Source organism: Streptococcus parasanguinis, from assembly GCF_001073155.1.
In the GTDB taxonomy this organism is placed as follows: Bacteria; Bacillota; Bacilli; order Lactobacillales; family Streptococcaceae; genus Streptococcus; species Streptococcus parasanguinis_D.
Map to the genome: position 1 here is coordinate 1 of NZ_JVEE01000016.1, position 13403 is coordinate 13403.

The following is a 13403-nucleotide window of genomic DNA, read 5'->3' on the forward strand; positions in this document are numbered from 1 at the left end:
CTAATTCAGTTGTATCAATTGTTTAGCTCATGTTAAGTCAATTGTACATAAACTTTTAGTTTTAAAAAATTTATTTATTAGAATTACTCAGTCATCTACTAAAACTTTCCGCTGTGAGAAAAGTGCTAGAAACAATCATGTTTCTAGCACTCGGGAGTTTTGGAAGTAAAACAGTTCGGGGAACTGTTTTAGCATGAGCTTAAAATTTGAAAAGCGAATGGGTCCAAAACTAATTGAACACGGGCGGCGGATTGTGTCAAAAAGATAAGTTTTCCTAGAATCTAAAGATTCTTCGTTAAACTTCCTATTTTGACTTTATCCGCAGACGCCCTTTGTATCTTAATTAGTCATGGAACTTCTTTGAAGTTCGCTGACGTCCGTACTCACCTAAGGAAAGTTATTTAGATGACTTTATCTTACAAAAAAGAGGTTCCCATCGAAACCTCTTTTTTTGTATTCTTAGTTGTTAAGAGCCGCTGCCATTGTAGCTGCAACTTCTGATTCAAAGTCATTAGCTGCTTTTTCGATACCTTCACCAACTTCAAAGCGAGCAAACTCAACTACTGAAGCATTTACTGATTCAAGGTAAGCTTCCACTGTCTTGCTGTCATCCATGATGTAAACTTGTGCAAGAAGAGTGTAAGCTTGGTCAACTTTAGTGTTGTCAAGCATGAAGCGATCCATTTTACCAGGGATGATCTTATCCCAGATTTTTTCTGGTTTACCTTCAGCTGCCAATTCAGCTTTGATATCTTCTTCAGCTTGAGCGACAACTTCGTCAGTCAATTGAGCTTTAGAACCATACTTCAAGTGTGGAAGAGCTGGTTTACCAACCATTGCACGGCTTTCGTTATCTTGGTCGATGACGTGGTTCAATTGTGCCAATTCATCTTTCACGAATTGTTCATCCAATTCTTTGTATGAAAGAACAGTTGGTTTCATCGCAGCAATGTGCATTGAGATTTGTTTAGCAAGTGCTTCGTCTCCACCTTCGATCACAGAGATAACACCGATACGTCCACCGTTGTGTTGGTAAGCACCGAAGTGTTGTGCATCTGTTTTTTCAAGCAAGGCAAAACGACGGAATGAAATTTTTTCACCGATTGTAGCTGTTGCAGATACGTATGCAGCTTCAAGAGTTTCGCCTGAAGGCATTGTCAAAGCAAGAGCTTCTTCGTTGTTAGCTGGTTTACCTTCAGCGATGACTTTCGCTGTTGCGTTTACCAATTCAACGAATTGAGCGTTTTTCGCAACGAAGTCAGTTTCAGCGTTTACTTCAACTACTGCTGCAACGTTACCATTGACATAAACACCAGTCAAACCTTCAGCGGCAACACGGTCAGCTTTCTTAGCTGCTTTAGCCATACCTTTTTCGCGAAGCAATTCGATCGCTTTTTCGATATCACCTTCAACTTCAACCAATGCCTTTTTAGCGTCCATGACACCGGCACCAGATTTTTCACGCAATTCTTTTACAAGCTTAGCTGTAATTTCTGCCATTTTTGTTCTCCTATATTTTTTTAATAAAATAAGAGGGTCGGGCTGAGCCCTGCCCTCTTAGGTTCGTTACTTATTGAATGAATTAAGCGTTGTCGCCTTCTACAACTTCAACGATTTCTTCGATTGAATCAGCTTGACCTTCAGTAGCTGCCAATTCAGCTTCTACTGTAGCAACACTGTCTTCACCTTGACGTCCTTCGATAACAGCGTCAGCCATTTTCGCAGTGATCAATTTAACAGCGCGGATAGCGTCATCGTTCGCTGGGATGATAACATCGATATCATCTGGGTCAGTGTTAGTGTCGACCATCGCTACAACTGGGATACCCAATTTCTTAGCTTCTTTAACAGCGATTTGTTCTTTATGTGGATCCACAACGTACATTACGTCTGGGATACGAGGCATGTCTTCGATACCGCCCAAGAATTTTTCAAGACGAGCGCGTTGTTTGTTCAACAATGCAACTTCTTTCTTAGGAAGAACTTCAAAAGTTCCATCTTCTTCCATGCGTTTGATTTCTTTCAAACGAGCGATACGTTTTTGGATTGTTCCCCAGTTAGTAAGAGTTCCACCCAACCAACGGTGGTTGATGAAGTATTGACCTGAACGAACAGCTTCTTCAGCAACAGCATCAGCAGCTTGTTTCTTAGTACCTACGAACAAGATCACTGCATCGTTTGCAGCTGCATCACGCATGAAGTCGTATGCTTGGTCTGCATATTTTACAGTTTGTTGCAAGTCGATAACGTGGATTCCGTTACGTTCTGTGAAGATGTACTTAGCCATCTTAGGGTTCCAGCGACGAGTTTGGTGACCAAAGTGTACACCAGCCTCAAGAAGTTGTTTCATTGAAATTACTGCCATGAGTAAGTTCTCCTTTTTTGTTTTTTTCTCCTCTCTCAGACGTCAACTTGCAGCACGACCACAAGGGCAACGGCGCCACAATGGATCCGAGATGAGTATTTTGTTGTTTTAGACAACTGTATAAGTATAGCAGAAATCCCTAGAATTCGCAAGCTATTTGAGAGATTTTTTCAATCCCTACGATGAAATGGTTTTCTAAAGTTGTTTGACGTAAAAAGTTTTTCTTGACCTATCTTTATTTTTAGGTTACAATATTATATGTTATGGCGGTATAGCCAAGTGGTAAGGCACGGCTCTGCAAAAGCTTGATCGTCGGTTCAAATCCGTCTACCGCCTTGATAATAAAATTTTTTATCATCTTTTATCTTTTAAAAATTCCCCTAGCAATAGGGGGTTTTTTTGTTGCCATTTGCTCCTTTCCTTGATTATTGATATAATAAAACCTCGCCTGATTGGCGAAGCACATTAGAAAGGGTATTTATGAAAAACATTCGTTTCTTTGCGATCGGCCTTCTTTCACTAGTGACACTAGCCGCTTGCTCACCTGCCAATTCTGCGCAACCAGCAAAAACAGCTTCTAGCTCTAGAAAACCGATCAAACAATCTTCTACCAAAGCATCATCTAGTAAATCGTCGAGCACTTCTTCAGACAGCAGTAGCTCAGATGATTTTTCAGGTCGCTTCAGCTTGGATCCAGATGATGGCGCATCTCTCCAATATGTGCCAGGAGCTGCATCCATTCCTGAGATCGAAAAACTCAAGAACCTCCACCCTACCACCGGTTTTGTATTGAGAACCGAAGATGGACAAGAGGTTGGTGGGCCAAAAGAAAGAAACAGTTACGATGACGTAGTTGCAGCCTTTGGTCAACCCGTAAGTAGCACAGACAGTGCGAATCCTGGTGATGGAGTCAATGTTTGGGCAACAGACAATGGCGATATCATGGCTTTCTTCCGCAATAATGTGTTAACAGATATCACCTTCCGACTAAGAGGGGGCGATGCCAACCACCAGTCTACTGGCAGCATTTCCAAATCCGATACACCAAAAACGGCCCTCGAACGTCTCGGAAAACCCTATGCCATTATGCGTTCAGAAAATGGGACCAGCTATGTCTATAAAGATAGCAACGGGGACGAATCTAGCTTCTCTACACAAGGAAACAAGATCTTCAATGTTACGTCTGCTGCAGAAACCAAGCAGTTAAAAAAGATCACTGGCCTAGATAAAAATCAATAATAAGCAATCAAAAGAGGCTGGGACAAAAGTCCTAGCCTCTCAATTATTTTTGGATTGTCAAGCAAGACGCAGTGGTTGAGTGGGCTCTACTACGCTGATTTCATCAGCTTTTACAGCCCTACTCAACTGTGCGGAGGTGGGACGACGAAATCGAATTCTAACGAATTACCGATTTCTGTCCCACTCTCTCTTTCTTACAATTCTGCAATTTGGTTCAAATTCACTTCTGCAACTGTATCGTTACCGAACATAGAAATGACCATTTTCACCTTGTTGTTATCAATTTCAGTGATCTTACCAGTATAGTCTGTGAAGGCACCGTCGATGATGCGAACTGTGTCGCCCACCTTGACATCCAAATCAAACTCTTGAACAGTTTGACCCATAGAGAGCAAGATGCTGCGGATTTCTTCTTCCAACAATGGAGTTGGTTTTGAACGGTTCCCGTGGGATCCAACGAAACCAGTAACGTTCGGGGTGTTCCGGACAACAAACCAAGCTTCATCTGTCATGACCATTTCGACCAAGACATAACCTGGGAAGCGGTTTTCTTCGATTTCTTTTGTTTTACCGTTTTTCTCAACTTGTACGGTTTGAGTTGGAATCTCTACGCGCAAGATGTTTTCTAACATATTATAAGTTTGCGCACGTTGCAAAAGATTCTCTTTTACCTTGTTTTCATATCCTGAGTAGGTTTGTAGTACAAACCAGCCTTTATCAAAACTGTCCATTTGGGCATCCTTTCTTTCTGTTTAGCCTGCTCGAGCTTTTGTGAACATACTAAAAAAAGCCTCTTGGCTTTCCTTTTCCTAGCTTCATTATACCACATTTTGCCAGAATGCAAAGAGGTTTGCTGATTTATTTTTAAGAAAAGACCATAAAAAGCAGGACCCTTGGGATCCCGCCTGGCTTCTTTTCTTAAAAGAAATTGATCATGTGCAATAGGCCACGTGCAATGACTTTGTCAAACAAATAAATCAATGCAACAAAGAAAGCGGTGTACTCAATCACTGAGATAAAGTTTTTCCATCTTTCCTTGCGATTTGGCCAAGTTGTATCTTTTAGTAAGACGAAAATATCTTTAATGAATTTCACAACTCTCTCCTATCGTGTTTCTTTATGGATGGTATACTTGCTGCAATGTTTGCAGAATTTATTGACTTCTAGACGTGTTGGTTTTGGCGTCCCACTCAACTTAATGGAGTAATTGCGTGACCCACAAACCGTACACGCTAGACTTGCTTTTTTTAATGCCATAACGCCTCCGTTCACCCCATTATAGCAAGTTTTCCACGTTTTGACAAGGACAGAAAATCTACTGTCAATAAAAAAGCAAATCTAAAGCGTTATCACTCTAGTTTTTTCCTCATTTTTGGTAAAATAAAACAAAAGGAGACGAATATGAAAAGTGATAACTTAAAAGAAAGTAGAAATATCGAAGATCGTCGAGGGCAAAGCTACCCCCAGTCTTCAGGCAACAGTAACCTTGGCGGGGGAATTTTACAAATTTTGCTATCGCCTGGTAGCTTCAAGAGTAAGATCATCATCATCCTTCTCATGGTCCTTCTTGGAGGGGGAGCTAGCCTTGGAGGCCTCTTTGGAAATGGGACTTCACAACCTTACCAGTCCACCCAAGTCACGCGCACCAATAAGACCCATGTCGACGATGCAGACGCCCAGTTCGTCAGCAAAGTCCTTGGGACAACAGAAGATCATTGGCACAAGGTCTTTCAAGCAGAAGGACGGACCTACCAGGAGCCCAAACTAGTCTTCTATACCGGACGGACAAAGACAGGCTGTGGGGTTGGGCAAGCATCGGCTGGCCCCTTCTACTGTCCAACCGATAAGAAAATTTATTTGGATATGAGTTTCTACAAGGAATTGACTACCAAATACAAGGCTAGCGGCGACTTTGCCATGGCCTACGTCATCGCCCATGAAGTCGGTCACCACGTACAAAATGAGCTGGGAATCCTTGGCAAATACCACCGGATGCAGCAAGGACTTTCTGAAAAGGAACGAAATGCCATCAGCGTCCGCATCGAGCTGCAAGCAGATTACCTAGCAGGTGTCTGGGCCCGCTCCATTCAAGACCGAAACCTTTTGGATATCGGTGATATCGAAGAAGCCATGAATGCGGCCCATGCAGTCGGTGACGATACTCTCCAAGAGCAAGCTTACGGCTACTCGGTGCCAGATAGCTTTACCCACGGGACTTCGGAGCAACGCATGCGCTGGTTCAAACGGGGCTACCAGTACGGAGATCTCCAACACGGCGATACCTTTAGCTTGTCAGATAGTGAACTCTAATTAAAAACGATTCAGAAGAATTTCTGAATCGTTTTTTTTTGATTAGAAACCAAGCCAACCTTTGAAAGTATCCCAAGCATTTTTCGCTTTTCCTGGGATATCGGCCTCGTCGATTGCTTTTTTCGCATCATCGACCATATTCGACGCCTTTTCTTTGACATCCTCAAAGAAACCTTTGTCTTCTTTGCTGTCTGTTTCTGTCGTTTCTTCTCCGACTGGCGCAATGCCATTTTCAGCATAAGAGTTCTTCACCGAATCAAACTGGGTACCGTCTGTATAAGGCAGGACACTGTTGGCAACATTCCGGAAGATCTCTGACGCCGTTCCGGCACTACTATCGGTCAGGTAATGACCTTCATCGGTCGTTGGGAAACCAAGCCATTGACTGATGACCACATCTGGCGTGTAGCCGATCACCCATTGGTCTCCAGAGAGGTCCTTGTTAAAGCTGGTCTCTGTCGTACCGGTTTTTCCTGCCATGGTATAACCATAAGGCGCAGCGTTAACCCCCGTACCATTACTGAAGGTTCCCAACATCATATTGGTCATCTTATCCGTTGTGGATCCACTAAGCACCCGGGTTGATTTCTGACTGTGGCTCTTGACCACTTGGCCACTTGCATTTTCGATCTTAGTAATGAGGTGGGCATCATTCATGACACCGCCATTGGCAAAGGTTCCATAGGCTTGGGCCATCTGCATCGGATTGGTCGTCACACCAGCACCCAAGGCAACAGCAAGCGACTTGTCCACCTTGTCCATGTTGAGTCCAAATTTTTTCCCGTATTCAAAGACCGTATCGAGCCCCAAATCATTAGCGGTCGCTACGGCTGGAAGGTTAAGGGACTCTGCCAGGGCCTGGTACATCGGTACCGTTGGGCTAGACTGGATTCCCGCGTAGTTATTGACCTCATAGCTTCCATATTGGGTGGTACTATTGTCCAATTCCTTATTGGTCGACCAACCTTCTGCAACAGCTGGGCTATAGACAACCAAAGGTTTGATGGTTGATCCTGGACTTCGAGCAGCCTGGGTGGCATAGTTGTAGGTACGGAAACCTGGATTTTGATCGCTTCCAACACGCCCTACGAGGGCCCGAACCCCTCCGGTTTTAGGATCGAGGGCGACACTACCAGACTCCGCGCGCGTGCCGTCTTCCGCTACTGGGAAGAGGGCCGTATTATCATAGATTACCTGCATGCTTGCTTGGTAATTTTGATCCAGCTCGGTGTAGATCCGGTAGCCATTTTTGACAATGTCTTCTTCGGTCAGGCCGTATTCATTGACCGCTTCATTGATGACCGCATCAAAATAGGATGGGTAGCGGTAATCCTCCGACTTGCCTTCATAGGCATCGACCAGCTGGCCATGGATATCGACAGCAGCCGACTGATCAGCCGTTTTCTGGTCAATATAGCCAGCCGCCACCATATTTTGGAGGACCGTATTGCGGCGATTGGTCGCATTCTCTACTGAATAGAGCGGGTTATAGATTTCCGGTCCCTTGAGCATACCTGCGAGAACCGCAGACTGATCCAGGCTTAATTGACTGGCTGAAACTCCAAAATACTTCTTGGAAGCATCCTCAATTCCCCAAACCCCATTTCCAAAATAGGCATTGTTGAGGTACATGGTGAGGATCTCTTTTTTACTGTATTTCTTATTGATTTCAAGTGCCAGGAAGAATTCCTTGGCCTTGCGCTCCACCGTCTGATCCTGGGACAGGTAAGCATTTTTAGCCAGCTGCTGGGTGATGGTCGATCCACCACCTGAGCGACCCAAAGTCAAAATGGCTAAGAAGAAGCGACCATAGTTGATCCCACTATTCTTGTAAAAGCTCCGGTCCTCTGTTGCGACCACGGCATTTTGCAGATTCTCACTAATGGCATCGAGTTCGACATAGGTTCCTTTTTGCCCGGTCAAACTTCCCGCCTGGTCCCCATTCTTATCATAGATAATGGTCGTCGCCTTCAGTGCATTCTGCAAATCCTTGACGTTGGTCGTCTTAGCAAGGTAGAAAAGATAGCCCCCTGTCAAGAGGCTAAAGCCTAGCCCAATGATCAGGAGAATCTTGGTCAAATGGAATCTGCGCCAAAAACGACGGAAGGGGTGTTGAGAGAGAGGCTTGCTTCTGTGCTTGCCTGAGCGACTATAGGTCGGCTCTACTGTCTCTTCCGGTAGTTCCGTGTCTGGCACTTCTTCTGCCACCGCTTTGGGTGGATGATCCTTTCTAAAAAAAGTGATCAGGTTTTCAAATAATTCTTTTATTCTATTCATACCTGTTATTGTAACACCTTATCCTTGTCCTAGCAAGAAAAGATAGCTCATCCCCTTCTCCCATTTAGTTTTCTTTAAGCTTAGATTTTGCTACAATAGGGTCATGAACTATCAATTTACCATTCCACAATCCTTTCCCCAGATGACTGTGAAAGAGTTGCTTGAGGACTACTTCCTCATTCCCCGTAAGATCCGGCATTTTTTACGAACCAAGAAGCACGTCTTGGTCAATGGCGAGACCATCAACTGGCAGAGCCCCGTTCAAAAAGGAGACCAGATCCAGCTAATCTTTGATGCCGACGATTACCCTGAAAAGGAGCTCCCAGCCGGAGACCCGAGTCTGGTCGAAGAACTCTATCAGGATGAGCATGTCATCATCGTCAATAAGCCTGAAGGTATGAAAACCCATGCCAATGAGCCGACAGAAATTGCTCTTCTCAACCATGTTTCCAGCTATGTTGGATCCACCTGCTACGTTGTGCACCGCTTAGATAAGGAAACCAGTGGGGCCATTTTATTTGCTAAAAATCCTTTTATCCTGCCCATTCTCAACCGCATTTTAGAAGATAAAAAGATCCAACGGGAGTACTGGGCCTTGATCCAAGGCAGCTTAGCACAAAAGACCATCGTCTACAAGGATAAAATCGGACGCGATCGCCACGATCGGCGCAAGCGCCTGGTCGATCCACGCAAAGGGCAGTATGCAGAAACTCAGGTGACGCAACTGAAAAAAATCGGGCGAAACAGCCTGGTCAAATGCCAGCTCAAGACGGGCCGTACCCATCAGATCCGGGTGCATCTCTCCCATCATGGGCACCCGATTGTCGGGGATCCTCTCTATAACCCTGCACGCGGAGAGCGACTCATGCTCCATGCTCACCGCTTGACCTTCACCAATCCATTAACCCTTGAAACCATTCAAGTTGAAACGACTTCCAAGAGTTTCGAAGAAGGGTTGAAAAAATGAGAAAAGAACCGAAATGGTCTTCTTAGAGACTTTCCTTAAGTGAGTACGGACGTCAGCGAACTTCAAAGAAGTTCCATGACTTAGTTTTGAGCCCCAGGTCTCAAAACTCCCGAGTGCTTGAAATTCTAATATTTCAAGCACCTTTCTCACTGCGTAAAGTCTCCAGTCATAATCAAATATTTCAAAAGATAAAAATCATTTTAAACAATTGACAGAATCTCTCATTTTATTTTAAAAACTTATCTGCATTCAAAAAAGAAGCCACAGGGCTTCTTTTCTTTATTATTGATAGCGTGGGGTTGCAAATCCACGGATATTACCATGTCCGATTCGGTAGGTATTGCGACGGACTTGGTTGTTGGAGTTTCCTTCAATGGTATGAATAATGCCATTTGAGACGCTCTCAACAATTCCGATGTGATCCGCAAAGCCATTATTTTGTTGGCTATTTTGATCCCAGTTAAAGGTGATGATGTCCCCTGCTTTTGGTGTAGTGGTCCCATCTTCATTCCAAATGCCCAAGCGTTTGAAGATCTGGATGTGACGTTCGACTCCACATTCACGACCGATCAAACCGCTCAAACCTTCTCGCTGGAAGACTGTTGTGACAAAGATATCACACCAGTCATCGGTCGTCTTCACTGCATAACCAACCGGAAGTGGTTTAACACTGTTATAATCATTGACCAATTGATGGTGAGCTGCAGTTCCGCCACGAACGCCCACTAGACTAGCTGCTGCCCGTAAGACACGGTCCCGTTGTCCATTCGTTACACGAGGAGTGAAAGCTGTTTGACCAACTGTCGCACGGGGATGAAGGGCTGTTTGACCAAGGTTAAAGCCTTCAACGCCACCATCGACATAATCCACATAGACGTGAGTGGTATAGTTGCCTGATTGGTACTGGTGATTTGCTGCAGAGACCTGCACTTCTGTGTGCATACCAGAAGGTGCTGTTGAATACCAGAAGAGATTTTCTTGGTGCGCTTGAGACCAGGCTGCAACACGGATGTTCTTAATCTGACGACCTTGAGGCGCTTGATCCACCGTTACTGTATAAGTTCCAGCACCAGAATTAACATTCTTGATGTAGGCCTGTGTTTTTGTCTTAGCATTACGGAATTCGACGTCTGTAGTTGTCCCACCAACACCGACTCGTGTGCCATCATTCTGAATGTAGTATAGGTGAACAAAGTACTTCCCAGTAGAATTTTTATGGTCACTAACCTTCACAGAAACCTTGTAGTCTCCGTTCGCTTGGCGAGTTGCTTCGTACCAACGAAGATCGTCCTGACCATCCTTGTCAGACCAAGTTGGGACTTGAACTGTTCGCACGCCTTTAGGGCTGTAGACATCTTTAATAATGACGTCAAAAGTTCCCGTATCTTTGTTGTTGTTAACTATTGAAATCGTACCAATTGGTTTGTTATGCTTAACATCCACCACCGTTTCAGTGATATAATGGTGTTGATTTTTGTTATCAACGATATAGAGGTCAGCACGATAATTGCCAAGCGAATTCTTGTGCTCATCGGACTTGATGGTAACACGATAGCTACCGTCTGGTTGTCGAGTCGCTTTGTGCCAAATAAGATCATCTTGGCCATTCACAAGACTCCACGATGGAACTAAGACTTCTTTAATCCCATTTGGAGCGGAAATATTACGAACAACTGCATCAAAAGTTCCCAATTCAGCATTATTATTTTCAATAATGAGACTTGCAGTCGGACGAGTTTGGGTAACTTCTACCACTTTTTCCGTTAGATAAAAAGGAGTATTAGAATTATCTACAAGATAAGCATCAGCACGATATCTCCCTGTAGAGTTCTTATGATCTGTTGCCTTAATCGTCACGCGGTAAGAACCATCGGCTTGACGAGTAGCCTTATGCCAGATGAGGTCGTCCTGACCACCAGCAAGACTCCATGATGGAACCAAGATGTCTTTAACGCCATTTGGCGCAACAATGTCACGAACAACTGCATCAAATGTCCCTGCTACAGTATCGTTGTTTTCAATTGAAAGGACACCTCTTGGCCGTGTGTAATCAACAGCTACTACTTTTTCAGCAATGTAGTGACGATTATTTGAGTTGTCTACAACATAAGCATCTGCTCGGTATTTCCCTTTATTCCCTTTATGTTCGGTTGCCTTAATGGTGACACGATAGCTACCATCACTTTGCTTAGTTGCTTTATGCCAAATGAGGTCTTCTTGACCATTCTCTAAACTCCATGACGGAACCAATACCTCTTTCACACCATTTGGAGCGACAATGTTTCGAATAACCGCATCAAATGTCCCTGCTACAGTATTGTTATTCTCAATTGAAAGGGCACCACTTGGTCGTGCATAATCAACAGCAACAATCTTTTGAGATAGATACTGGGCTCTCCCTTTTTTATCAATTACATAAGCATCTGCCCGGTAATTCCCAGTGGAATCTTTGTGATCGGAGGCTTTAATTTTCGCACGATAAGAGCCGTCAGGCTCTCTCATAGCTTTATGCCATATCAGATCATCTTGACCGTTTTCAAGGCTCCATGTTGGAACAAGAACTTCTTTCAAACCATTTGGGGCTTCAATATCACGAACAACTGCGTCAAACGTTCCTGCCACCGGATTGTTATTCTCGATTAAAAGTGTCCCACTGGCTTTTGCTTCTGTAGTGGGAATCGTTCCACTTGTTGTAGCACTTGTATGTTCTTCTTTTCTATTGGAAGAGAGACTTGTAAACACAGCGGAAGATGGAGATTCTGTTTCGATCTTTTCTTCAGCAACATATTCCGCAAATTCAGCGTTATTTTTAGCAGTTTCGTTCCGGTATGCTTCTGTATCAGCCTTTTTCTCTATTGCCACTGATCTTTCAGCATGTATTCCTGTATTCTCTGTATTTGACGAGGTTTCTGCCTTTAAAACGATTGTGGCAGTTTTTTCAAATGTTTGGTCAGATGAAGTTTGTTCATCAGCCTTGACCTGTTGCGTTGAAAAGGCCAATAGTACCGTTGCACTCGCATAAAAAATAAGATCTTTCTTTTTCATATAAACTTCCCTTTATACAAATTTTATACTTTAATCATTTTACCACACGGTTTCAGAGATGAAAAGTTTTAAATGGCAAATTTTTAAAATTAGTGATTTTTTTTGAAACACAAAAAAGAAGTCCTTCTGACTTCTTCTGACCTTATGCTAAATGCTCTAAAGCTGTCTTTAAATAGTGACCCTCTCGGATTTCCTGACCGACACGCTTGGCATTGTCCACCAAGTCTTGGTAATCAGCATCTGAAAGATTGTCGATTGTCTCCTTCAAGTCATGAAGCGACTCTACTGCAATCCCACAGCCCTTCTCAAGCACAAAATGAGACAAGGCTGACTGTTTCCAAACCACAAGCGGGAAGCCCGATGCCAAGTAAAGAGACGCCTTGTGAGAGTTGTTGTAGCGAAGGTACTCACCAAAGACGCCACTACAAGTTTCCGAACTATCCCCATCCCAGACCAGTCCAAAACCACCCTCAAGGGCTGCAGGCAGTTCATCCGGTAAGAAGGAACCAAAGTAAGTCTCATTTTCTAGTGCCCTACTCTCGTCAAAACCTACACCATAAAGGTTATAAGACGGTGCTTCTGGAAGAGTATAAAGATAACCAGCTTTTTCCTTGGCCAAATTACCTGCCACAATTATCGGCTGGTCTTTTGTTTGGCCACTCTTTTCTTGAAAATCTGGAATCAAATAGTCAAAAATACCAAGGCTGACAATCTTATCTTCTACAACCCCCTTATCCACTAAAACAGATTTCATAACCGGGTTGTGAGCAATAATTCCTGTAACACTACGGAACGTATCACTTTCAGTTAGTTTCATCCGTAACTTCATTCTAAATGGTAAGGTTTTATCATTCACAAAACGCAGTGTTTCCAAATCATGAACTAAAAAATAGACGTCCGTACCCCTGTTTTTAAGTTTTTTTAGTAAATGGTTAAGAAACAAAGAATGATGTAACAAAGGAAATTGAATTATGATCTCATCATTTTTCTTTAGGTCTTTGAAAGCTCTAAAGAGAGCTCTATATTTATGAATCTGTGCCCTAAGAACATTCATTTGATACCAGTCATCCACCAAAACTTTCAACGGAGAATAACCTAATTTATTTAAAATTGCTTCAACGTCATTACGTGCTTTATTTCCCGCATTTTTAGCATTATTGTCGTGTAAAAATTCTTCTTTTAAATAGTATTTCATCTCTT

General features: G+C 43.4%; 11 protein-coding genes and 1 tRNA gene. 4 read left to right on the forward strand and 8 right to left on the reverse strand.

The genetic code is table 11. The features are described from left to right. Nucleotides 1-459 precede the first annotated feature (459 nt). Together tsf and rpsB are read right to left on the reverse strand one after the other, a co-directional pair. Nucleotides 460-1500: a translation elongation factor Ts gene (tsf, locus tag ADH92_RS01535; RefSeq protein WP_049496376.1), complete on the reverse strand. Its 1041-nt coding sequence runs from the start codon at nucleotides 1498-1500 to the stop codon at nucleotides 460-462. Nucleotides 1501-1582: 82 nt separating this feature from the next. Continuing rightward, a complete protein-coding gene (gene rpsB, locus ADH92_RS01540; protein ID WP_003016971.1) occupies nucleotides 1583-2365 on the reverse strand; it encodes a 30S ribosomal protein S2 in 783 nt (260 codons plus the stop codon). Nucleotides 2366-2630: 265 nt separating this feature from the next. On the opposite strand from rpsB, the gene ADH92_RS01545 reads away from it, so the two are divergent. Further along, nucleotides 2631-2701 (forward strand) — tRNA-Cys (locus ADH92_RS01545). A 144-nt stretch (nucleotides 2702-2845) separates the two neighbouring features. After that, nucleotides 2846-3604, forward strand: coding sequence for a hypothetical protein (locus ADH92_RS01550; RefSeq protein WP_049496382.1), 759 nt, complete (start codon nucleotides 2846-2848; stop codon nucleotides 3602-3604). 194 nt (nucleotides 3605-3798) lie between these two features. Here the strand turns inward: ADH92_RS01550 and nusG are convergent, their stop codons facing one another. The 3 genes from nusG to rpmG all read right to left on the reverse strand — a co-directional run bounded on the left by nusG (nucleotide 3799) and on the right by rpmG (nucleotide 4861). Further along, nucleotides 3799-4335 (reverse strand): transcription termination/antitermination protein NusG, encoded by a 537-nt coding sequence (nusG, locus tag ADH92_RS01555; protein WP_003002077.1) that lies wholly within the window; start codon nucleotides 4333-4335, stop codon nucleotides 3799-3801. Nucleotides 4336-4522: 187 nt separating this feature from the next. Beyond that, the gene (secE, locus tag ADH92_RS01560; RefSeq protein WP_003002261.1) at nucleotides 4523-4699 is read right to left on the reverse strand and encodes a preprotein translocase subunit SecE; all 177 of its coding nucleotides are present in this window, start codon (nucleotides 4697-4699) and stop codon (nucleotides 4523-4525) included. A 9-nt stretch (nucleotides 4700-4708) separates the two neighbouring features. Further along, nucleotides 4709-4861 (reverse strand): 50S ribosomal protein L33, encoded by a 153-nt coding sequence (gene rpmG, locus ADH92_RS10440; RefSeq protein ID WP_003009043.1) that lies wholly within the window; start codon nucleotides 4859-4861, stop codon nucleotides 4709-4711. A gap of 144 nt (nucleotides 4862-5005) precedes the next feature. Between rpmG and ypfJ the strand changes: the two genes are divergently transcribed. Continuing rightward, nucleotides 5006-5914 (forward strand): KPN_02809 family neutral zinc metallopeptidase, encoded by a 909-nt coding sequence (gene ypfJ / locus ADH92_RS01565; RefSeq protein ID WP_049496387.1) that lies wholly within the window; start codon nucleotides 5006-5008, stop codon nucleotides 5912-5914. A 42-nt stretch (nucleotides 5915-5956) separates the two neighbouring features. On the opposite strand, the gene pbp2a is transcribed toward ypfJ, so the two are convergent. Then, nucleotides 5957-8191: a penicillin-binding protein PBP2A gene (pbp2a, locus tag ADH92_RS01570; protein ID WP_049496391.1), complete on the reverse strand. Its 2235-nt coding sequence runs from the start codon at nucleotides 8189-8191 to the stop codon at nucleotides 5957-5959. A gap of 103 nt (nucleotides 8192-8294) precedes the next feature. Between pbp2a and ADH92_RS01575 the strand changes: the two genes are divergently transcribed. Continuing rightward, complete coding sequence (locus ADH92_RS01575; protein ID WP_049496393.1) at nucleotides 8295-9158, forward strand: RluA family pseudouridine synthase; 864 nt, start codon at nucleotides 8295-8297, stop codon at nucleotides 9156-9158. A 282-nt stretch (nucleotides 9159-9440) separates the two neighbouring features. On the opposite strand, the gene ADH92_RS01580 is transcribed toward ADH92_RS01575, so the two are convergent. Further along, on the reverse strand, nucleotides 9441-12203 hold the full coding sequence (locus tag ADH92_RS01580) for a GBS Bsp-like repeat-containing protein (RefSeq protein WP_049496396.1): 2763 nt from the start codon (nucleotides 12201-12203) through the stop codon (nucleotides 9441-9443). Between the two features lie 142 nt (nucleotides 12204-12345). Then, on the reverse strand, nucleotides 12346-13398 hold the full coding sequence (locus tag ADH92_RS01585; RefSeq protein ID WP_049496400.1) for a glycosyltransferase: 1053 nt from the start codon (nucleotides 13396-13398) through the stop codon (nucleotides 12346-12348). Between the last annotated feature and the right edge of the window lie 5 nt (nucleotides 13399-13403).

Excerpts from the sequence above, each read along its gene's own strand:
- pbp2a (WP_049496391.1), bottom strand. The coding sequence starts at position 8,191 with ATGAATAGAATAAAAGAATTATTTGAAAACCTGATCACTTTTTTTAGA.
- ADH92_RS01580 (WP_049496396.1), bottom strand. The coding sequence starts at position 12,203 with ATGAAAAAGAAAGATCTTATTTTTTATGCGAGTGCAACGGTACTATTG.
- nusG (WP_003002077.1), bottom strand. The coding sequence starts at position 4,335 with ATGGACAGTTTTGATAAAGGCTGGTTTGTACTACAAACCTACTCAGGA.
- ypfJ (WP_049496387.1), top strand. The coding sequence starts at position 5,006 with ATGAAAAGTGATAACTTAAAAGAAAGTAGAAATATCGAAGATCGTCGA.
- ADH92_RS01585 (WP_049496400.1), bottom strand. The coding sequence starts at position 13,398 with ATGAAATACTATTTAAAAGAAGAATTTTTACACGACAATAATGCTAAA.
- ADH92_RS01575 (WP_049496393.1), top strand. The coding sequence starts at position 8,295 with ATGAACTATCAATTTACCATTCCACAATCCTTTCCCCAGATGACTGTG.
- rpmG (WP_003009043.1), bottom strand. The coding sequence starts at position 4,861 with ATGGCATTAAAAAAAGCAAGTCTAGCGTGTACGGTTTGTGGGTCACGC.
- rpsB (WP_003016971.1), bottom strand. The coding sequence starts at position 2,365 with ATGGCAGTAATTTCAATGAAACAACTTCTTGAGGCTGGTGTACACTTT.
- ADH92_RS01550 (WP_049496382.1), top strand. The coding sequence starts at position 2,846 with ATGAAAAACATTCGTTTCTTTGCGATCGGCCTTCTTTCACTAGTGACA.
- tsf (WP_049496376.1), bottom strand. The coding sequence starts at position 1,500 with ATGGCAGAAATTACAGCTAAGCTTGTAAAAGAATTGCGTGAAAAATCT.